This window comes from Streptomyces sp. NPDC002324, from assembly GCF_053593335.1.
In genome coordinates this window covers 223996-244285 of record NZ_JBSFCF010000001.1, presented here as the reverse complement: position 1 = coordinate 244285, position 20290 = coordinate 223996, and the positions used below count along the sequence as shown (strand labels likewise).

The window sequence follows — 20290 nt, the reverse complement described above, 5'->3', positions numbered from 1 at the left end:
GCCGAACCGGCGTACGGCAGGCCCGGAACCCCTCCCGAGGGTTCCGGGCCTTCGGCGTGCGCTCGGGCCGGGCCGGGTACCCGCAGGGGGACTCATCAGCGGACGCACAGGTTTCTCGACGGATGAGCACAGCGGGAAGGGGTGTGATGGGACGTACAGGGTGAGGGAACCCGTACGAAGCGTACGGGGGCGTACCAGCCGTACGGAACGAAGTGGCCGTACGGGACGAAACGTCGGAGCTGGAGGAGGCCATGAAGCTGGCAGTGCTGGTGGCGGTGTTGCTGATCGTCGGGGCGGTGGTCGCGATCGTCGCGCGGCGGCGGTCCGTGGACGACCCCGGTGCGTCGTCCGACCTGGACGCGGAGGCGGACGCCAACCGCTGGGTCGTACGGCTGGGCGGCAGCCTGGCCGGTATCGACGTACGCGCGCAGGCCGGGGCGGGCGGCGCCGCCGGGGAGTCCCTGACCGAGGCGACCGAGAGCCTGCGCACCGCCCGCGCCCAGCTGGCCCGGGCCCGCACGCCCGACGAGTACGCGAGGGTGTCGCGCACGGCGGTCGAGGGGCTGCGCCATGTGGGGGCGGCCCGCGCGGCGCTGGGCATGGACACGGTGCCGGGGGCCGATGGCCGGGCCGAGGAACCGTCGACGGTCCGGAGCGCGATCAGCAGGCCGCTCGACCCGGTCGGCCGGAGCGGGCTGCCCCAGCGGGGTGCGCGGGACAGGGTGGACCCGGCGGCGGGGGCATCCACCCGCCTGTTCGCAACTGGAGGCCTCCCTCCGACGTCGTACTGATCATGACCACGTCGACCGCGTCCACGTCCGCCTCCGTCCCCGCCACCACGACTCTCGGGGAGGAGATCCTCCTTCTCTCCCTCGACGACTCCTCCGGTGAGGCCCGGCTCCCCCTGCGGACGCCCTACGCGATCGCGACGGCCGCCCTGCTGGAGCGGGCCCTGTCCGACGACGCGGCGGACGCGGAGTTCCCCGAGGACATCGGGAAGTGGATCCACGAGCACAGCGCGAAGGAGTACGAGACCGCGCTGCGGGGCGTGCTGGACAAGGGCCTGATCCGGGAGGAGAAGCGCCGTGTCCTGCTCGTCTTCCGGACGACGCGCTACCCGGAGGCCGACGGCACGGTGGAGGCCGCGCTGCGCGGGCGTCTGGCCCGGGTGGTCCTGGAGGGTGCCGAGCCGGACCCCCGCACCGCCGCCCTGATCAGCCTCCTCCACCACGGCGACCTGCACCCCCTCGCCTTCCCGGACGCCGGCACCGAGAAGTCCCCCGCGAGGCGGCGGATGGCCGAGGTCGCCGGACGGCACTGGGCCGATCCCGCGCTGCGCCGCATGGCCGAGACCGCGGCGGCCGCCGCGGCGGCGCTCGCGGCGGCGGCGATGGTGACGACGGTGGTGATCCTGACGGTGACGTGACACCGGGGCGGGGGCGGCTACCGCCGCTCGGCCCGGTACCGCTTCATCAGCGCGCCCAGCCGCCGCGGGTCCTTCCCGCCGTTCAGCTCGGTCAGGAGGTCGTCGGGGCAGAGTTCGTAGAGGTCGCCCCACCAGCCCCGGCGGCGGTTGTCGTAGACGCGGTAGCCGCCGGGGACGCCCCGGGCGACGTAACGGCGTCTGCTCACTCGGGGTCCTCCTCCGGCGGGGATGCCAGGGCCTCCTCTTCCAGGAGGCGTTCGGCGATGTCGTCGGCCCAGGTCTGGGCCCAGCGGCGCAGACCCAGGATGGCCTCGGCGTCCAGGCCGTGGCGAGTGAATTCCCGGTCGTCGAGCCACTCGGTGCCCTCCAGGCGTGACTGGAGGTCGGTGAGGTCGAAGGTGGTGGACGTGGCGGAGGTCTGGCGGCGGGCAAGCTCCTCCAGTTCGGCGACGGTCCAGTGGGCGGTGGCCGCGTGCACGGCGATCAGGTCGCGGGCGGTGCCCCGGTCGGCCACGGCCCGGACCTTGGTGCCGACCACGTCCTCCAGGGAGAGCGTCGGGCCCCACGGTGTCCGGACCGGCGGATGCCAGAGGGTCTCCTTGAGCAGGTCGAGGGTGCGTTCCTCGGCCGTGACGGGATCGGTGACGAGGAGGCGGGCGGAGAGCGGGGTGGTCTCCACCGCGTGCACCAGCCAGCCGCGCTCGGCCAGGCCCACCCGGACCGCGGCGGCGATCTGCTCCATCGGGGCCGCGTGCTCCGTCGCCACCTCCAGGTCCCGGCCGGGCGGCCGCGCCTCGACCAGTCCGTGTGCCTGCGCCGCGTGATCGCCGGTGAGGGCGAGGGCGTACGGGACACCGGTTTCCAGCACGTCGTCGAGGAGGCGGCGGAGCTGGTCGGGGAGGTCGGTCACGGGTGCGCCTCGAAGGCGGTGGGGTGCGGGAGCGGCGGGCGTGGGGCCATGGAGGGATTATCACGGCCCCCGCCGGACTTTCCCCGGTCAGTACGGCCGTCGGCCCAGCCAGTTGCCGGGCGGATCGAAGTTCGCCACCACGTACGTCCAGCCGTTCCGGCACCCTGCCCTGGCCGCGCCGACCCGTGTCGAGGTGCGCCAGACCACCTGGGTGTAGTGCAGGCATTCCCGGTCGTTCACGCAGGCGTTGGAGGGGCGGTCGTAGTCGTCCTTCTCGTCGAGCCAGAGGCGGGCCGCGTCTGCCAGGGAGTAGCGCGGGCTCGACCCCTTGGCCAGGTTCTCGCCGTACCGGCTGTTCGAGTGGATCAGCTCGCAGTCGGCGACCCGCACCCGCGCCCAGCGCCGGGCGTGCGTGGCGAGGGACTCGTCCCAGACGAGCGGGGGAACGCCGACGTCGGCTCGCGCTTCGTTGACGATCGTCAGAAAGCCGGCGATCTCCGGTGGACGGGCCGCCGGGGCCACCGACCCGGCGGTGGTCGCCCCGGTCGTCGTCCCCGCCGTCCCCGTCGCTGTGATCGTCTCCACGGCCGGGGGCCGGGGGCCCACCGCTTGTGCCGCGCCCGGCGCGAGTGCCAGCAGGGCTGCCGCCACGGCCGCCGTCGCCCGCATCCTGTCCCGTCCCGCCACTGGACCCTGTCCCGCCATCGGACCTCGTCCCACCACTGGACCCGTACCCCTCTTCCCGTCAACTTCCTTGCTGTCGCCGACACTTGTACGGCAGGCGCCGGAGCGCGCGACGGCTCAAGGAGTGCTCTGCCACCCCATCGGGGGAAACCGCGGCGGCAGGGGTTTGGGGCGCGCGTCCGGCGTGCCCCGCATCCGACGGTACGGTCGCTCGGCGCCGCGCGCTCGCGCCGGAGTGCGCAGGGGCGGAGGCCGGGAGCCGGATCGCGCTCACGCACGCGAACCGCCCGCGACCCCGAGGGGTGCGCGGGCGGTCCGGTCGCCGGGGCGGCGCGGGGCGGCGCGGGGCGGGGCGGGGCGGTCGGCGGGATGTCGGCCAAGGCGTGACCGTCAGCGGTGTGGGCCCCACGGTCGCCGACCCGTCGCCGAACTCGACGACGCCGACGTGCCGTTCACCGCGGGCCGCGCCCGGCCACGCCACGGTGACCTTCGGGTGGTCGCCCGCGGAGACGGCCTGCCGGGCCGGGGTGACGGTGGGGGTGACCGCCGGGGTGCCCTGCCCGACCTTCCAGCTCCACAGGGCGTATTGCCGGCCGGACCGGGTGAAGGCCGCGCCGTCGGGGACGTGGACGCGGTGCTTCACCGCCGCGTCGCGGGTGTGCCGGCTTCACCAGAAGGCGGACTGGTCCGTTCCGGTGAGGTTGCCGGTGGTCTTCTCGCGGGCCCGGTGATCGCTGCCCGCTGGGCCGCCGGACCGGCACCGGGAGCGAGGCCGGGCGCGGGGCCGGGAGCCGGTGCCGGGACCTTGGCCCCGCCGTCGGCTTCGGTCCCGCCATCGGTCTTGGCGTCGGCTTCGGTCCCGCCATCGGTCTCGGCATGGTCCCCGGCCTCGACCCGTACGTACGTCTCCGCCCGGTCGCCGGTGTCCGCCCCCGGCCCGTGGTCAGGCCGCGCGTCCGTCAGCCGGGCGAACGTGTTGCGTGTCACCGAGACGACCCCCGGTGTCGCGCTCAGCTTCGCTGCCTGGCGGCCGGTCAGCTCGGCGGCGAATCCGTTGAACGTGTAGGAGTAGTCGTAGAGCGACTTCACCCCGGGCACGGCGGCGAGGATCCGCTCCCGGCGGTCGTCCAGATGGGCCACGTACGTGCGCACCGTGGCGGAGTCCGCGTCGAGCGGTTCGCCCGCGGTGGGCGCCGTCCGCTTCAGCCGGGGCAGCCCGCCCTCGTAGGCGGCGACGGGCGCGTCGGCGAGCTTCACGATGTAGGTGTCGTCGCCGTGGCTTCCGGTCTCCGTAGGGGAACCGGACTCGGCGGCGAAGGTGGGAGCCATGACCGCCGAGACGATCAGGGCACCGGCGAGCAGCGGTGCCGGCAGGGTGACCGCGGCTCTCGGGCGTATGCGATGGTTCGTCAACTGTGATCCAAGTCGATCGATTTGAGAATCTCGATCCCCCGAGGACCCCAATGTCACAGACGACTCAGCGGTAACAATCTTGAAAGCTCACGTACTCGCGGGTCTCCACAGTCGTTTCACAAGAAGCGACCGAAGTGGACCAGGTGCGCCGGGCGTTGGCTTTCCCGACTTCTCAAGTTCAGTTAAGCGAAGGCAAAGCAAGCTCAAAGGTTCACCCCGGATCGTCTTTCGACATGGACCAGACCCTTCTCGTGGTCGCCGATCTGGCCGCCATCTCCGTACTGACCTTCGCGGTCTACTTCCCGCGCCACCACCGCCGGGACCTCGTCGCCGCCTTCCTCGGCGTCAACGTCGGTGTTCTCGCGGTCGCGATGACGCTCAGCTCATCGTCGGTCGGCATCGGCCTCGGGATGGGCCTGTTCGGCGTCCTGTCGATCATCCGGCTGCGGTCCGACGAGATCGCGCACCACGAGATCGCCTACTACTTCGCCGCGCTCGCCCTCGGACTGCTGGCCGGTCTGCCGGAGGAGGTCGACGCCCTGCCGGCCCTCCTCATGACGCTGATCGTCGCCACGTTGTACGTCGGCGACCACCCGAAACTCTTCGGCCGCCACCGCCAGCGCAGCCTGCGCCTCGACGCCGCGTACACCGACGAGGACGCCCTGCGCGCGCACCTCGAAGTGCTGCTGGGCGGACGGGTGGTGAACCTGTCCGTGCAGAGCGTCGACCTGGTCAACGACATGACCCTGGTCGACGTCCGGTACGTCGTCACCGGCACGGGTACGCGTGCGCCGCGGGAGGCCGGGCGGGGCGTCGGGGAAGGAGTCGGGCAGGGCGTCGGGCAGGAACAGGGCGTGCGCGCATGACGGCCCTGGACTCCCTCTCCCACGTGGTCGGGGCGCTGCGCCCCATCGGCCTCGACGAACTCGTGGACCGCGCCGAACTGCTGACCCGCCTGGACCGCAAGTACATGCTGCCCCTCACCGACCTGCCCCTCGTGGTCGGCGGGCTGGACGGCGGGGGTCTCTCACGGCCGGGCGCGGCCGGGGCCGGGGGAGCCCAGGTCCTGGAGGTCGACGGCGAACGGCGGTTCGCGTACCGGTCCGTGTACTTCGACACCCCGGAGATGGACGGCTATCTGGGTGCGGCCCGCGGCCGTCGGCGCCGCTTCAAGCTGCGCGTCCGGACCTACCTGGCCTCCGGCCGGCACTTCCTGGAGGTCAAGACGCGTGGCCCGCGCGGCACCACCGTCAAGCAGCGCGTCCCGTACGACGGGGAGCCGGGGCGGCTGACCCCCGAGGCCCGCGCGTACGCCGACGACGTCCTGGGCGAGGCCGGCATCGACGCCCACGGCCTCCGCCTGGTGCCCGCGCTCACCACGCGCTACCTCCGCACGACCCTCTTCCTGCCGGACAGCGGCAGCCGGGTCACCGTCGACACCGACCTGACCTGGGCGCTGCCCGACGGCACCGCACTGCGCACGCCCGAGCGGACCATCGTCGAGACCAAGTCCGGGCGCGCGGGCTCGGGCGCCGACCGGCTGCTGTGGTCGCTCGGACACCGGCCCTGCCCGGTCTCCAAGTACGGCACCGGGCTCGCCGCGCTCCGGCCCGACCTGCCCGACAACCGCTGGCTGCCCGTCCTGCGGCGCCACTTCCCCACCGCACCTGCCCCGAACGGGAGCCCCGCATGAACCTCCGCACGAACGCCCGCTTGAACAGCCGCACGAGCAGTCGTACGAGCCGCCGTACGGGCAGTCGTACGAAGATCCGTGGGAACGCGTGGGCGAGAAGGGTGCGGGGTTTCCGTACGAAGGCGGCGGCCGCTCTCGCCTCCGCCGTCCTCGCGACCGCCGCGCTGGCCGGGTGCTCCTCCGGCACCGATTCCGGCTCGGCGTCGTCCGGCTCCGCGTCGAGTGCGAGCGCGGCGGCGGCCGTGGACGGGACACAGGACGCGGCGGCGGTCCTCGCCGACAACGAGAGGACGCACGCCGAGGACGGTGACACGGAGTACGACGAGTCGGATGCCGTGGCCATCGACCTGAAGGGTGACGCGGCCTCCGCCGACGGCAAGGGTGTGGACGTCGACGGGTCCACCGTCACCATCACCGCCGGCGGGACCTATCTGCTGAGCGGGTCCCTCGACGACGGGCAGGTCGTGGTCACCGCCCCCGAGGCGACCGTCAGGCTGGTCCTCGACGGTGTCGACATCTCCAGCTCCTCCGGGTCGGCGATCGCCGCGACCGAGGTGGAGCGGCTCGTGGTCGTCCTCGCGGACGGCAGCGAGAACAGGCTGAGCGACACGGACTCCTACGCCGACGACGCCGAGGCGAACGCGGCCCTGTACAGCGCCGGCGATCTGACGATCGGCGGCGGCGGCTCGCTGACCGTGAAGGGGAACGGCAACGACGCGATCGCCGGCAAGGACGGCCTGGTCGTCGAGGGTGGGAACATCACCGTCGAGGCCGCCGACGACGGTATCCGGGGCAAGGACTACCTGGTGGTCGACGGCGGCACGGTGACCGTGACGGCCAAGGGCGACGGGCTCAGGTCCGACAACGCGGACGAGGAGGACACCGGATACATCGCCGTGTCGGGCGGGACCGTTTCGGTCACCGCGAACGGTGACGCCGTGGACGCCGCCACCGACCTGGTCGTCACCGGCGGCAAGCTGACCGTGCGAGCCGAGGCCTCCGACGACACCTCCGCGCACGGACTGAAGTCCGGGGTGATCACCGTGCTGGAGGGCGGCACGGTCGACGTGAACGCCTCCGCCGACGCGCTGCACGGTGACGCGGCCGTTCACCTCGCCGGCGCCGACGTCACCCTCGCGGCCGGCGACGACGGCGTCCACGCCGAGGGCGACCTCGTCATCAGCGAGGGCACGCTGGACATCACCGGCTCCAACGAGGGTCTGGAGGGCAAGGACATCCTTGTCCGGGGCGGCGCCACGCACGTCGTCTCCCAGGACGACGGGGTCAACGCGTCGGGGAGCGAGGCGACTTCGGAGGGCGACACGCAGGGCGGGGGCCCCGGCGGGGGCGGTGGCATGGGAGTCGGCGACTACTCGGCCAAGGTCACCGGCGGCACGCTCGTCCTGGACTCCGAAGGTGACGGCTTCGACTCCAACGGCACTGCCGAGATCACCGGCGGCACGATCGTCGTGAACGGCCCCCAGCGGGGCGGCAACGGAGCGCTCGACGTCAACGGCAGCTTCACCGTCAGCGGCGGCACGCTGCTCGCCTCGGGCAGCGCGGGCATGGTCGTCGCCCCGGGCGAGGAATCGGAACAGGGCTGGCTGTCGGCGACCCTGGACGCGTCGGTCGGGGCGGGCACGACACTGCACATCGTCGACGCGGACGGGACGGTCGTGGCGTCGTACGTCACCTCCAAGACCATCCAGAACGTCGTGTATTCGGGGGCGGCGATCAAGAGCGGCGAGGAGTACACCGTCTACTCCGGCGGCACGACCTCCGGCTCCGACACCGGCGGCCTCGCCGCCTCCGGCAAGCTCGGCTCGGCGAAGAAGCTCACGACGATCACGGCGGGCGAGGCGCCGGAGGGTGGTTTCGGGGGGCCGCCTGGTGGGGGTGGCGGGGGCCGGGGCTAGGCCGGGGCCAGGAGGGTGCCGGGGCTCGGCGTCAGCCCGAGGTCTCCGCCGTACGGTCGGTGAACAGGTCCTCCGCGCGCTCGACCGTGCCCGCGCGGTCGAGCCAGGCGCTGACGAGGGTGAGGTCGGTGCAGGTGGTGATGCGTGCACGGACGTCGTCGGAGACAGGGATGCCCCGCACCTCCAGGACGCGCAGCACGCCCTTGGCCTCGCCCCTGGCTTCGCCCTCGGCTTTGCCCTCCGCCTTGCCTTCGAGGTAGGCCGTCTCGCGAACGGTCCCCCGGCCGGGGAAGTAGGTGACGAAGCTCATGATTTCCCTCCACTTGTCTCCGGCGGGCGTGCCCCGCAGGTTGATCTCCAGGAACTCGACGAAGTAGTCGGCTGCCCTCTCGTCCGTCTCCTGCAGGGCACGGATCATCGCGTCGGTGATCACCGGAAGGTTTTCCGGTCCGACGACCATGGGATGAGTGCGCTGAGTGATCCAGCCGCGTGTGCCGCAGTCGAAGGGGCCTGACGCCCACTACGGCCCTTGACGGGGGATCACTCTTTCGAGTGTCGGTGAAACGTTCACTTTCGAGGCGAACGGGGTCCCGCGCTACGGAGACGAGGGCCGGCGGGCCGACGTTCGGTTGTGCGGGCGGGTTCTGGTTACGCGGGTGTGCCGAAGTTCTGGGTCCAGTAGTTGCCCGGGCCCGCCAGGCCGATGCCTATCTCCTTGAAGCCGCAGTTGAGGATGTTGGCCTTGTGGCCGGGGCTGTTCATCCAGCCGTCCATGACGCTGTCGGCGGTGCCGTACCCGGCGGCGACGTTCTCGCCCGCCGATCTGTACGCGTACCCGACACGGGCGAGGCGGTCGGTCATGGAGGAGCCGTCGGAGCCGGTGTGGGACATGTTCGTGTGGTCGGCCATGTCCTGGCTGTGGTTCTGCGCGGCCTTGGTGAGCTTGGCGTCCACCGTCACCGGTGAGCAACCCGCCTTCGCCCGCTCGGCGTTGACCAGTTCCAGGACGCGGTCCGTGGGACCGGAGTCCGCGCTGGTCGCGGCGGGGGCGGGAGTGCTCTCGGCCTTCGCGGGGTTCGGGGTCTTCACGGGCTCGGCCCGCTTGTCGACGGTGTCCGCGGGCTTCTCGGCGGGCGGGCTGGTCTTCTTCTTCGAGGGGGACGCGCTCGGGGTGGGGCTGGAACGGCGTTTGCTCGGCGTGCGGGACGGGGTGGCGGTCGCCGGGGCGTCCGCGACGGAGGTGCGCTCACGTTCGGAGGGCGTACTCGACGGTGTGGCGTCGGGTGCGGGGCCGGACTCCTGCCCGCCCCACCAGGAGGAGGCCACATCGCGCCAGCCGCCCGGTCCGTCACCGCCCGCCTGGAGGGCGGCGGTGGTGCCCACGGCTCCCACGGCCACCACGACGGCCGCGGCGATGACCGCCCTGCGGCGTCTCGCTCCCGGGCGCCCCGCCTTGGAGGCGTTCGGGGCCTTCGAGGCTTTCCTCTTCCGGCGGTGACTGCTCATGCATGGCCTCACTGACTGGTCCGACTTCGGTCCGACGGCGTCGCGACCTCGGCGGCCGTGGCCGTGGCCCTGGCGAGCCCGGTCATTATGGGGACCGTCGAACGCACCAGGCAACGAACGTGTGTGCTACCGCAGGTGGCGTTCCGGTGACGCTCCGCAGGCGCGTGAGGGTGTGCGACCCCGGCTCTCGGCGCACCCGTCCGGACGGCAACACCCGCCCGGGACCAGGCACAAGGCCGGTCGGCCTCGACGGCCGGAACTGTCGCCACGCATCCTCGTGATCGGTTCGATTAGCCACCCCGTGGCCGAAATAGCCGTTAGGTACGAGGAAGGGCGCGGTTGTCGCCCCGGAAAAGCGGGCGATCGACAGCATCGGGGCGCAATTCGGCCGTGACGCATGTCACCTCCGATTGGAGGTGGGTGAAGGGCGGCCGCAGACTGGAAGTGGCGGGGCTCCCGAGAGAGCGGATCCTCGTACGGAGGTTCCCGAGGCCCCGCGATGGATCGGCCGTGGAGGAATCATGACGGCAGTCACGCGGACGGAAGCCCCCGTCGAGATCGAGGGCGACGGCCTGGAGGTGCGTATCCAGGAGATGGGCGGCGGAATGAGCGTCGCCTTCCTCAAGCTCCCCCAGGGCATCGACATGACCCCGGCCCTCAAGGGTCTCCCCGACGACCTGTGCCAGTGCCCCCACTGGGGCTTCGTCGTCAGCGGCCGGCTGCGGATGCGCACCAAGGAGGGCGAGGACTACTACGAGGCGGGACAGGCCTACTACTGGAGCCCCGGCCACTCCCCGGAGGCCCTGGAGGACGTCGAACTCGTGGAGTTCTCCCCGACGAAGGAGTTCCAGGAGGTGCTGGACCACATCAAGTAGCGCGTGCACAGCAGACGAACAGCCGCACGGCAACAGGGCCGCCGTGGGCTCGGCCCCCGAGTCGTGTGGATGTCCGGGTCATGGGGCCCTTGGCGCCTCACCCGTTCGCCGGGGCGACGGCCCGCCGCAGCCCCGCCCGGAGTCCCCCCTTGCGGACGCACCCATACGCGTATCCGTGTTGGGCTGATCTGTTAATAGTGCCGCTGGGATCTCAAGGCGTTGCCTCCGCGATCCGATGCCGTCCAGGGAAGCTTCGACCCGCTTCCCAGCGCATCGTCCGAAGTGATCCGGAGCAAGGAGTGCAGCGCATGAGTTCTGAACCCAGGAAGCGGCCCGTGCTGGGCCCGCTCCCGGCACGTGGTGCCCGGCTGGTCGGCACCACCTTCGCCCTCGCCACCCTCGGCCTACTCGTCACCGGCGCCGCGAACTCCGCGTCCGCCGCGCCGCGTACCGCCGGCACGGAGACGGCCGCCCTGTCGCTCGCGGACACGTCCTCGTTCGGCGACCCCTGTCGACAGCCGAAGCCGAAGCCGCAGCCCAAGGTTGAAGCGGGCGGCGACAGCAGGCCCGACCGGTGCAAGGTCGGCCCGACCGGACCCACGGGCCCGCCCGGACCGAAGGGTGACACCGGGGCTCAGGGCGAGGTCGGTCCGCAGGGTCTGGAGGGTCCGCAGGGTCCAGAGGGTCCGGCGGGTCTGGAGGGTCCGCAGGGTCCAGAAGGTCCGGCGGGTCCGGAGGGTCCGCAAGGTCCAGAGGGTCTGGCGGGTCCGGAGGGTCCGCAGGGTCCAGAGGGTCCGGCGGGACCAGCGGGTCCGCAAGGTGATGCGGGTCCGCAGGGTGAACCGGGGCCGTGCTCCGACATCGACAGCTACGCCGCCTCGAACTCGAGGGAGTTCAGTGCCGTGCTCAGCGGTGGGCGGGCGTACGTGGGAGTGCGGAACATCAACCCGCAGCCGCCGCAGGGTGTCTACGTGTGGGAGGACCTCACGGACGACGACCTGCCCCTGAACCAGCCCCCCGACTTCCCCGCGAACGCCTGCTCCATCTCCATCTCGGCCCAGGGCAACGACGCCTGGGTCAAGGTGGTGACCACGGGCGGCGCCGTATGGGAGACGCACGGCGACACGAACGGCGGCTTCCTCTGGGACGAGCCCTGGGTCCCGCTGGCACCACTGCCGCAACCGCCGACGGCGTAGTCCGGTAGGAGCGCGGGGACTTGGTCCCCTACCGGCGGCCGTCCACCCCCGGGCGGCCGCCAACTCCCTCTCTCTTTTTCAGAATCAGGCGGCAACCTTTCAAAACCCGGCGACCACACATGAGTCGGAACTCCCTTCACGGGGGCTCCACACGAACCACGTGTTCCCCCGAACCACGTACGTTACGTAAGGACTCATCCGTGGCCTCTGCCTCCCCGCGCCCGTCCCACCGCCGGTCCCTCCGCACGCGCCGGACCCTCGTGGTCTCCGCCGCCGCCGTGGCCGCCGCGGTCGGCGCCGGCGTCCTCGTGATGAACGCCAGCGCCAACCCCGTGGACCTCTACCACCAGGTGCTGCCCGCCAAGGACGGCTGGGCGGCTTCCGGTTCCGGTACGACCGGTGGTGCGAAGGCCGACGCGGCGCACACCTTCACGGTGTCGACGCGGGCGCAGCTTGTGAAGGCGCTGGGCTCCGCCACCGACACCACGCCCCGGATCATCAAGATCAAGGGCACGATCGACGCCAACACCAGCGACTCCGGCAAGAAGCTGACCTGCGCGGACTACGCCTCCGGCACCGGTTACTCGCTCTCCGCCTACCTCAAGGCCTTCGACCCGTCGACGTACGGCAAGAAGGCGCCGAAGGGCACGCAGGAGACCGCGCGTGAGGCGGCCGAGACCAAGCAGAAGAAGAACATCGTCTTCAAGGTGCCCGCCAACACCACCCTCGTGGGCGTCCCCGGCACCAAGGCGGGCATCCTCGGCGGCAGCCTGACGGTCCAGAACGTCAAGAACGTCATCATCCGCAACCTCACCTTCGCGGACACCCAGGACTGCTTCCCGCAGTGGGACCCGACCGACGGCTCGTCCGGCGAGTGGAACTCCAACTACGACGCGGTCACGCTGCGCGGCGCGACCAACGTCTGGGCGGACCACAACACGTTCACCGACGCGCCGACCTTCGACAAGACGGAGGCGACGTACTACGGCCGCAAGTACCAGGTCCACGACGGGGCGTTGGACATCACCAACGGCTCGGACCTGGTGACCGTCGAGCGCAACCAGTTCCTCAACCACGACAAGACGATGCTGATCGGCAGCAGTGACACCGACTCCACCGGCAAGCTGCGCGTCACGATCCACCACAACCTGTGGAAGGGGATCGTGCAGCGGGCGCCCCTGGCCCGCATCGGCCAGATCCACCTCTACAACAACGTGTACGACACCGCCACGGTCAACGGCTACGCCCCCAAGTACAGCATCGACTCCCGCGCCAAGGCCCAGGTCGTCGCCGAGCGCAACGTCTGGAAGATCCCGGCCGACGCGAAGGTCGCCAAGCTGCTGAGCGGCGACGGCACGGGTTCGCTCGCCGGCACCGGCAACATCGTCAACGGCAAGGCCACCGACCTCGTCGCCGCGTACAACACCGCGAACTCGTCGAAGAAGCTCAAGACCACGGTCAACTGGACCCCGGCCCTGACCGCCGGCCTCCAGACCTCCGTGACGAACCTGCTGACCGACCTGACGGGTGCGGGCACGTCGGCCACGGGCGCCGGCGTTCTGTCCTAGTCCCGGACCGAAAGACTCCTGGCTGGGGGCGCCACCCGAGGCCAGGAAGGTGTCCCGGGCCCGATCAGGAAGGGGCCCGGGACACGCGCAGAGGGGCCCGGGGAGCGAGCACGCCCCCCGGGCCCCGTGGGTTGCGCGGCCGCCCCGCCGATCAGGTCGTCCGCCCCGCCCGACATCACGGGCGGCGCATCACGTCGAGCGGAAACCCTCTACGAGTGGCTCGACCGTGGAGGGGTCACGCAGGACGCAGTTCCACACGCACGCTGCGCACCCGCGACGCGTCCTCGTGGAGCAGCGAACCGTAGATCGTGGCCTGGCGGTCGCCCTGCCCGCTCAGCCGTGTGACCACCCCGCGAAGGACGGCGACACCGGGGGCGAGTCCCGTTCCATCGGCATCTCGGGTGACCAGTCGAAGGCCGGCGAGAAGGGCCGCCGCTCCTCCCCGGCGATCTTCGCCAGCGCCTCGCAGAGGTTCGTCGAGATGCCCGCGTCGGTAGAGCGCCCGAAGCCGGCCGGGGGGCCGCGGGCGAAAGCCGCCGTGTCTCAGAATCCCAGATAGGTGATCTGGACGACGTAGACCCGCTCGCTGCGTACGACGACCTGGTACGTGAACATCCCGCCCGGGACGATCATGTCCCCGCCCTGAGGGTCGATCCGTCGATCCCGTCATGGGCCCGGTCGTGTACGTGGAGGGCCTCCGCGGCCCTGACGAGCTCGTCCGCTTTGCGTTCCACAGCGAGGAGAAAGCCGGAAGGAGCGGTGCGGGCGGCTTCCTCCGCGCCGAAGGCGTACTCCCACTTCCAGCTCACCCGCGTACTGCCTTCATGGCCTCGTCCAGTACGGCGCCCAGCTCTCGTAGGGCTTCCTGCGCGACCACGGGATCCTCGTGCTCCAGGTCGCTCTTCGCGTGAGCACGGCGGGCGGACAGCTCGGGGCGGCGGGCGATCTCGATGTCTCTGGCCCAGGCGAGGACCCAGCTATGTACCGGACTCAGGGACTGCCACTCGACGGCCTTGGCGAAGGCCTCGTCCTTCGTCCTCTGCATCTCTTCCAGACGGCCCGGCTCGACGACGGCGAGGGCGGCGCGCAGGGCGTCAGGAGTCTGCTCGGGACGGGGGATCAGCTCATGTCCGTGATCGGCCTGGGTGCTCATCGTGTCCTCCAGAGGGTGCCCCGGCCAGAGTGTCCGGCGAGGGGCGAGCAGGCTCTCGCCGCTCATCGCACCCCTTCCAGGGGACCGTGTACCGGGCCGGAATTCCCGCCGGGGCGTTCGCGGCAGTCGCGGCACCGTGCGCCGGGGGCGGGCGAATGGAAGCCGCGGTCACAGCCGTCGCAGTTCCGGACCTTGTACTGGACGGGCGCGGACGCGGGCTCGGCAGCGGCAGGGGCGCGCCACGGTGGCAGGGGTGGGAGCCGGTCCGTGAGGCGGTGGGCCAGGAGGGCGGCCGGGCGGTACAGGGGCTCGGCGGGCAGGTCGCTGGTGAGGGCGTCGCGTACGGCGGTGGGGGTGAGGTCGCGCTCCAGCCAGGCGGCGACGCCGGGGGCGAGGTGTTCGGCGTCGGTGGCGGAGAGCAGCAGGCGGGGGTCTTCGCGGCGGAGGCCGGCGAGGACGTCGGTCGCCGTCTGGAGGAGGGCGGGGGAGGTGTACCCGGGCTGGGGTACGGCGAGGAGGGCGCGGCGTGGGGGCTTCTTCCGCTGCTCGGCCGCCCGGCGGGCCGGGGCCCCGGCCGAGGGCTTGGGTGCGTCGGCGGGCGCGTCCCCGTGCCGGCCCGGCTGGTTGCAGGAGACCGTGCGGGTGACGATCCGGCCGCCCTCGGTGCGTTCGCGGGTGCGGCGCAGGTAGCCGTGGGTCTCCAGTTCGCGCAGGCCGGTGGCGATACGGGCGGGGCTCTCCGGGAAGCGGCCGGCGAGGGTCTTGATGTCGACGGGGGTGCCGGTGGGCAGCGACTGGATGTGGACGGCGAGTCCGATGGCCAGCGCGGACAGCTCCGGGTGCTGGGCGAGGTGGTTGCCGATCACCGTGAAGCGAGTGGAGTGACGGGAGTTGTCGTGGATCACGCCGCCTGTGTGGGTGCTCCGGCGCGGGTGGTTTTTGCCCGTAGGACGGGTCTGGGCGTGCGGGTGCACGCTAGGGTTCTGCGTATCCATCGGGAAGGTACTGCTTCCTCTGTGGTCAGGCCCTCGCACTGGGATTGCCGTCCCGGCGGGGGCCGTCGCATGTCTGCGGTTGTGTGGCTGCCGCTGTGGTGTGGATGCGGCGGTTGTGTGGTGCCGCGCTGAGCGTAGAGCAGGCAACCTGTCCCGAAGCCAGTCGAGTTGGTGTTGTTCACTCGACCGAGTGAGCGGACGCCGTGGGCGGGAGGGGTGGGGTTTGGTGGGGTTTCTTTCCCCATCGTGTTTCTTTGGGAAGAGCGCCTGTGGCACCGGAGTTCAGGTTTCTGGGCTTCGGTGGGAGGCCGGGTCGCGGGCTGCATGCCGGTTGGTGCAGCGAGGTCGAGCGGCGACCGGGCGCCGAGCGGCATAGCGACAGCAGGGCGCTGAGGTGTCCGACGCGGTGATACAGGGATCGGCGCACCTGAAAGGACCTTGCCGCACTTCGGTCGAGGCAGCTTATGTCGTGAGCTGCCTCGACCGAAGACGCGGGCTGTTGATCAGGGCTAATCGCCGCGATCGGCCCGGCGCAGGATGTCGCGTTCCCGGCCGGTCTGGGTGTCGAGAGAGTCCTCGTGGTCGATGACGATGGTGTCGTCGGCCTCCTGGGCCCGGAGGTGGGCCCCGTAGGCGTCGGTCGCCCTCACCAGAAGAGCGTCCTGGTGTGCCGCGGGCCAGCTCTGGAGCAGATAGGACTCCACGACCTCATCCACCACTGTCTGGTCGACAGCCGTGTCCCTGCCCCGGGCATGGACCCGCAACCGGTAGTGGCCCGGTCCTCGCGAGGCCAGCGAGGGCAGGTCCACGGGGTCGTCCATGAGTGGAGCCACGAGCGCTTCTCCGGACGGGGATCGCCATGAGATCTCGGCGATCTCCTCCCAGTCCGCAGCGGGCTCGGGCTTCACGGCATGAAGCTCTACGGTCACCTGGACGTTGCCGGTGTGGATTCCGGTCGACACCTCGATCGCCCCGTCGATGGCCGACACGAGCCCGTTGTGAGACGCGTCGAGGTCATCGGCCACGGTCCCCTCCGGATCCGAGATCTGGAAGAGGTGATACTCGGCGTGCACCAGAGCGGTTCGGGTGTGGACTGACTCATTCACGGTGTTGTCTTCCGGTCTCATCCGTCAGGGGGCTACCTGATCCATACCAGGTACCGGTCTCCTTCGAGGACGCGGCTGTAGGCGTAGAAACCTTTCAGCGCGCGACCGGCGCCCTTGTTCTGTTTGTCGTTGACCATGCGTCGGCTGAACGGACCGCCGCTGTATTTGGCACCCTGCCACGTGCTGGCGAAGGGGTACTCGTCGCAGGACTTGCCCGGTGGGCGCTCCAGGCTCGACGGACACGCCTTGCCGCGGTTCTTGTCGATCTTCTTCTTGTTCGTGAGCCGCGTGAGGTAGTCGGTCGTACCGTACTTGCCGGGCTTTCCGTCGGCCTGGGCGTCCTTGATGTGCTTGGCTATCTGCGGCCATGGCCCCGTCGTGCTGTAACTGATCACCGGCACAGCACGGAGATTCACACAGCCGACCTGCTTCGGCGCACCGGGCAGGGCGTTGTCGCACCGGACTTCCAGGGTGGAGAGCTTCAGGGGCTCCGACGGTGCGAGCCACTCAGAGTTACGGAACCGCATGGTGGCGATGCTCCGCCCGGTACCCCGCTGCTTGGACGCCTTGGTGTCGATGGTGGACTTCATGAAGAACTGACCGAAGGGCTCGGCCCTCGAACTGATCGTCTGCGCCGGGAAGTCCTTGTCCGTCACCTTGCACTTGCCCACGCAGGAAGCACTGCCGTACGCCTTCGTGCCGCTCACGGCCTTCCCCGACCGGGACACCTCCACGAGCTTGACCTGTGTCGCCCACGTCTTGGAGTCGCGGGCCGTGAAGGAGTATCCGATGAAGAGGAACTTGATGTTGCCGACCACGCGGCCCGTGCGCACGTCCTTGGCGTAGACCTTGCCGCGCCATATACCGCAACTGCGCATCCGCTGCATGTACCAGGTCGAGTCCACGCCCTCGTCGATGCACCACTTGGGTTCCTTCCACGGCGAGCGCTTGGCCGCGGCGGCGAGAGCGTCCGGGCTGTCGACGGGTTCGGTCTCCGATGCCGTGTCATCCGTCGTGTCCTGCAGCAGGGCTTCCCGGTCGACGCTTTCGCGGGCCGCTGCGGCAGCCAGGGCAGCCGCCTCACCTGCGGACGGGTTGGCGGTGGCATCACTGCGCGACAGTGCGGCCTGTTCCTCGGCAGTCAGCTCCTCCGCCGGCGCCGGAGGCGATACGCAGGCCACGAACTGCCCGTCGGGCGCCTCCTCGGCGCCCGTCTCCGTCTGCTCGCCGCACGCCGTCTGCGTACCGGTCTCCATCGTGACGGGCTGTCCGTCCTCGGCGGTATCCGGTGCCGCCGCCGGCTCATCGGCCGTGCCTTCGATGCCCAGCGCCATGTCCTCTTCCGACGGCTCCGACTCCGGGTCGCCCTCGGTGTCTTCCTCAGCCAATGGCAGCTCGTCTGCGGCCGGGTCGGCGAGGTCCACTTCCGTGCTCAGCGAGCTTTCCGGTACGGCTGCGGGATCGTCCGCCGCCTGCGCCACGGTCAGACTGTTGCCCAACAGCGCCAGCGAGGCAGCCCCCACGGCCAGCATGATTCTCGGTCTCACGTCGTACCCCCTGTGGATGGTCAGAGCAGCGCAGACCCGCCCATTTCTTGGCGTGTCCACGCTGATCGACCCGATCGAAGCACGAGGGACTGACAGTCGGCCATTGGGTTAGGCGCAGACCCGGCGGCGGGAGAGCCGGCTGGAACGATCCGATGCAGCGAGCGGAAGCGGTCGAGCGCGTCACGTCATGGCTGCCGTTGCGTCATTCACCAGGGCTTACCTGCGGCTCACGACTCGAACGCGACCGTGTCGAGATCGAGTTCGGCCCATACGGTCTTGCGGGGGACGGGGCCGAGTTCGGTGCCCCAACGGTCGGCGAGGGCCTCGACGAGGAGGAGGCCGCGTCCGGATTCGGCGTCGGGGGACGGGCGGCGGTGGCGCGGGAGGTCGTCGCCGCGTGTGTCCGTCACCTCGATGCGGAGGGTGTTGTCCCGGGTGTGGAGGACGAGGCTGAAGTCCCGGCCGGGGAGCCGGCCGTGGGTGGTGGCGTTCGCGGCGAGTTCGGCGACGAGGTGTTCGGCGGTGTCGAGGACGCCGTACGGCGGGTCCCAGGTGCGCAGCCATTCCGTGGCGAGGAGCCGGGCGAGGCGGGCGCCGCGTGGCGTGGGCGACAGCAGAACGCTGAAGTGGCGGGTGGGGGTGTCGTGTTGGGTGGACTTTTCCTGGTTCACCTCACTGAGAGTGGCGGTGCGCGCCTACCGTGAACAGTGACGACGCCGGTGCATACGGTGACTGTCCGGAGCTTGTCCACTGCTGTCCGGGCTGTCGGTACCGGCCGTAGGGGTACGGGCGCTAGAAGTCTAGGTGTGGAACGAGCGGCGACACCCGGGCTGGACGATGTGCCCCGAACGGCAGCCTCGCACCTTCTCCCCGTGTCGGCGTGTGGGGCGGGCATTTTCGGGATCGATCGTGCGGTGCGTGAGCAATGGCCGAATCAGGTGCTTCACGGAAGAATTCGGCTGACATTATCCCGGCCCACCGAACCGGCGGGGAAATCCGCCCGCCGACGGGACGAGTAGGGCGGACCGGACGAAGGAGTGCTGCGCTGTGCGAGTTCTCATGGTGGGTGCAGGCGGTGTGGGCGGTGCCGTCACGCGGATCGCGGCCCGGCGAGCGTTCTTCGAGCATCTGGTAGTCGCCGACTACGACGTGACCCGGGCGGAGTCGGCCGTCGCGGCGGTCGGGGAGGGCGCGGGCAGGTTCACGGCGGTGCGGCTCGACGCGTCGGACGCCGACGCCGTGCGGGGCGTGCTGGCCGAGCACCGCTGCGATGTCCTGCTGAACGCCACCGATCCACGGTTCGTCCTGCCGCTGTTCGACGCGGCGCTCGCGCACGGCGCGCACTACCTCGACATGGCGATGTCCCTGTCCCGGCCCCACCCGAGCCGCCCCTACGAGGAGTGCGGCGTGAAGCTGGGCGACGCGCAGTTCGACCGGGCCGCCGAGTGGGAGGCGGCGGGCCGGCTCGCGCTGGTCGGCATGGGGGTGGAGCCCGGCCTGTCGGACGTGTTCGCCCGCTACGCCGCCGACGAGCTGTTCGACGAGGGCGGGATCGAGGAGATCGGCATCCGGGACGGCGCCGATCTGGTCGTCGACGGCTACGACTTCGCGCCCTCCTTCAGCATCTGGACGACCATCGAGGAGTGCCTGAACCCGCCGGTCGTCTACGAGGAGGGGCGCGGCTGGTTCACCACACCGCCCTTCAGCGAGCCGGAGGTGTTCGACTTCCCCGAGGGCATCGGGCCGGTCGAGTGCGTCAACGTCGAGCACGAGGAGGTGCTCCTGGTCCCCCGGTGGCTGAAGGCCGAGCGGGTCACCTTCAAGTACGGCCTGGGCGACGAGTTCATCGGCGTGCTCAAGACCCTGCACAAGCTGGGGCTCGACCGGACCGACCCGGTCACCGTCGGGACGAAGGACGGCAGGGCCGCGGTCTCCCCGCGGGACGTCGTCGCCGCCTGCCTGCCCGACCCGGCAGGCCTCGGGGACCGTATGCGTGGGAAGACGTGCGCGGGCACCTGGGTCAAGGGCACCAAGGACGGGCGGCCCCGCGAGGTGTACCTCTACCACGTGGTCGACAACCAGTGGTCGATGCGGGAGTACGGCTCCCAGGCCGTGGTCTGGCAGACCGCGGTCAACCCCGTCGTCGCCCTCGAACTCATCGCCTCCGGAGCCTGGCTCGGCAGCGGCGTCCTCGGCCCCGAAGCGCTGCCTCCCCGGCCGTTCCTCGACCTGCTGACGGAGTACGGCTCGCCGTGGGGCATGCGCGAGGACACCCCGAGCGCGCGTACATAGCGTAGAAAGT

The 20290-nt window shown here is 70.9% G+C and carries 21 protein-coding genes; 9 read left to right on the top strand and 12 right to left on the bottom strand.

The genetic code is table 11. From position 1 onward, the window contains the following. Positions 1 to 251: 251 nt before the first annotated feature. The gene (locus ACWCRJ_RS01055; RefSeq protein WP_450937275.1) at positions 252 to 791 is read left to right on the top strand and encodes a hypothetical protein; all 540 of its coding nucleotides are present in this window, start codon (positions 252 to 254) and stop codon (positions 789 to 791) included. 2 nt (positions 792 to 793) lie between these two features. Beyond that, the gene (locus ACWCRJ_RS01050) at positions 794 to 1426 is read left to right on the top strand and encodes a GOLPH3/VPS74 family protein (RefSeq protein ID WP_450937274.1); all 633 of its coding nucleotides are present in this window, start codon (positions 794 to 796) and stop codon (positions 1424 to 1426) included. Between the two features lie 17 nt (positions 1427 to 1443). Here ACWCRJ_RS01050 and ACWCRJ_RS01045 read toward each other — a convergent pair whose 3' ends face one another. From ACWCRJ_RS01045 to ACWCRJ_RS01030, 4 genes are all read right to left on the bottom strand, one after another. Next, the gene (locus ACWCRJ_RS01045) at positions 1444 to 1632 is read right to left on the bottom strand and encodes a hypothetical protein (protein ID WP_450937273.1); all 189 of its coding nucleotides are present in this window, start codon (positions 1630 to 1632) and stop codon (positions 1444 to 1446) included. Beyond that, positions 1629 to 2336: a hypothetical protein gene (locus ACWCRJ_RS01040; RefSeq protein ID WP_450937272.1), complete on the bottom strand. Its 708-nt coding sequence runs from the start codon at positions 2334 to 2336 to the stop codon at positions 1629 to 1631. Before ACWCRJ_RS01040 ends, ACWCRJ_RS01045 begins: the two co-directional genes overlap by 4 nt. Positions 2337 to 2423: 87 nt before the next feature. Continuing rightward, a complete protein-coding gene (locus tag ACWCRJ_RS01035; RefSeq protein WP_450937271.1) occupies positions 2424 to 3005 on the bottom strand; it encodes a pathogenesis-related family 1 protein in 582 nt (193 codons plus the stop codon). 654 nt (positions 3006 to 3659) lie between these two features. Then, on the bottom strand, positions 3660 to 4433 hold the full coding sequence (locus ACWCRJ_RS01030; protein WP_450937270.1) for a protease inhibitor I9 family protein: 774 nt from the start codon (positions 4431 to 4433) through the stop codon (positions 3660 to 3662). Between the two features lie 233 nt (positions 4434 to 4666). Here ACWCRJ_RS01030 and ACWCRJ_RS01025 point away from each other — a divergent pair, with 233 nt between their 5' ends. From ACWCRJ_RS01025 to ACWCRJ_RS01015, 3 genes are read left to right on the top strand one after another with little or no spacing between them, the layout of a single operon-like run. After that, positions 4667 to 5299, top strand: a complete 633-nt coding sequence (locus ACWCRJ_RS01025) for a DUF4956 domain-containing protein (RefSeq protein WP_450937269.1) — start codon at positions 4667 to 4669, stop codon at positions 5297 to 5299. After that, on the top strand, positions 5296 to 6126 hold the full coding sequence (locus tag ACWCRJ_RS01020; protein WP_450937268.1) for a VTC domain-containing protein: 831 nt from the start codon (positions 5296 to 5298) through the stop codon (positions 6124 to 6126). The genes ACWCRJ_RS01025 and ACWCRJ_RS01020 overlap by 4 nt, the downstream gene beginning before the upstream one ends. Next, positions 6123 to 8042: a carbohydrate-binding domain-containing protein gene (locus tag ACWCRJ_RS01015; protein WP_450937267.1), complete on the top strand. Its 1920-nt coding sequence runs from the start codon at positions 6123 to 6125 to the stop codon at positions 8040 to 8042. Before ACWCRJ_RS01020 ends, ACWCRJ_RS01015 begins: the two co-directional genes overlap by 4 nt. Before the next feature lie 31 nt (positions 8043 to 8073). On the opposite strand, the gene ACWCRJ_RS01010 is transcribed toward ACWCRJ_RS01015, so the two are convergent. Then, on the bottom strand, positions 8074 to 8502 hold the full coding sequence (locus ACWCRJ_RS01010) for a hypothetical protein (protein ID WP_450937266.1): 429 nt from the start codon (positions 8500 to 8502) through the stop codon (positions 8074 to 8076). A gap of 188 nt (positions 8503 to 8690) precedes the next feature. Continuing rightward, complete coding sequence (locus ACWCRJ_RS01005) at positions 8691 to 9548, bottom strand: CAP domain-containing protein (RefSeq protein WP_450937265.1); 858 nt, start codon at positions 9546 to 9548, stop codon at positions 8691 to 8693. Between the two features lie 521 nt (positions 9549 to 10069). On the opposite strand from ACWCRJ_RS01005, the gene ACWCRJ_RS01000 reads away from it, so the two are divergent. The 3 genes from ACWCRJ_RS01000 to ACWCRJ_RS00990 all read left to right on the top strand — a co-directional run bounded on the left by ACWCRJ_RS01000 (position 10070) and on the right by ACWCRJ_RS00990 (position 13187). Next, positions 10070 to 10423 carry a hypothetical protein gene (locus ACWCRJ_RS01000; protein WP_450937264.1) on the top strand — a complete coding sequence of 118 codons (354 nt, stop codon included), beginning with the start codon at positions 10070 to 10072 and terminating at the stop codon, positions 10421 to 10423. A 902-nt stretch (positions 10424 to 11325) separates the two neighbouring features. Next, positions 11326 to 11619, top strand: a complete 294-nt coding sequence (locus tag ACWCRJ_RS00995; protein WP_450937263.1) for a hypothetical protein — start codon at positions 11326 to 11328, stop codon at positions 11617 to 11619. A 200-nt stretch (positions 11620 to 11819) separates the two neighbouring features. Beyond that, a complete protein-coding gene (locus tag ACWCRJ_RS00990; RefSeq protein ID WP_450937262.1) occupies positions 11820 to 13187 on the top strand; it encodes a pectate lyase family protein in 1368 nt (455 codons plus the stop codon). A gap of 629 nt (positions 13188 to 13816) precedes the next feature. Here ACWCRJ_RS00990 and ACWCRJ_RS00985 read toward each other — a convergent pair. The 6 genes from ACWCRJ_RS00985 to ACWCRJ_RS00960 all read right to left on the bottom strand — a co-directional run bounded on the left by ACWCRJ_RS00985 (position 13817) and on the right by ACWCRJ_RS00960 (position 18659). Beyond that, on the bottom strand, positions 13817 to 13996 hold the full coding sequence (locus ACWCRJ_RS00985) for a hypothetical protein (protein ID WP_450937261.1): 180 nt from the start codon (positions 13994 to 13996) through the stop codon (positions 13817 to 13819). Then, a complete protein-coding gene (locus ACWCRJ_RS00980; protein WP_450937584.1) occupies positions 13993 to 14340 on the bottom strand; it encodes a hypothetical protein in 348 nt (115 codons plus the stop codon). The genes ACWCRJ_RS00985 and ACWCRJ_RS00980 overlap by 4 nt, the downstream gene beginning before the upstream one ends. 62 nt (positions 14341 to 14402) lie before the next feature. Continuing rightward, positions 14403 to 15335 (bottom strand): helix-turn-helix domain-containing protein, encoded by a 933-nt coding sequence (locus tag ACWCRJ_RS00975; protein WP_450937260.1) that lies wholly within the window; start codon positions 15333 to 15335, stop codon positions 14403 to 14405. A 509-nt stretch (positions 15336 to 15844) separates the two neighbouring features. Then, positions 15845 to 16441: a hypothetical protein gene (locus tag ACWCRJ_RS00970; protein WP_450937259.1), complete on the bottom strand. Its 597-nt coding sequence runs from the start codon at positions 16439 to 16441 to the stop codon at positions 15845 to 15847. A 32-nt stretch (positions 16442 to 16473) separates the two neighbouring features. After that, positions 16474 to 17988 carry a NucA/NucB deoxyribonuclease domain-containing protein gene (locus ACWCRJ_RS00965; protein ID WP_450937258.1) on the bottom strand — a complete coding sequence of 505 codons (1515 nt, stop codon included), beginning with the start codon at positions 17986 to 17988 and terminating at the stop codon, positions 16474 to 16476. A gap of 227 nt (positions 17989 to 18215) precedes the next feature. Next, positions 18216 to 18659 carry an ATP-binding protein gene (locus tag ACWCRJ_RS00960; protein ID WP_450937257.1) on the bottom strand — a complete coding sequence of 148 codons (444 nt, stop codon included), beginning with the start codon at positions 18657 to 18659 and terminating at the stop codon, positions 18216 to 18218. A 376-nt stretch (positions 18660 to 19035) separates the two neighbouring features. Between ACWCRJ_RS00960 and ACWCRJ_RS00955 the strand changes: the two genes are divergently transcribed. Next, positions 19036 to 20280, top strand: coding sequence for a saccharopine dehydrogenase family protein (locus ACWCRJ_RS00955; protein ID WP_450937256.1), 1245 nt, complete (start codon positions 19036 to 19038; stop codon positions 20278 to 20280). Positions 20281 to 20290 lie beyond the last annotated feature (10 nt).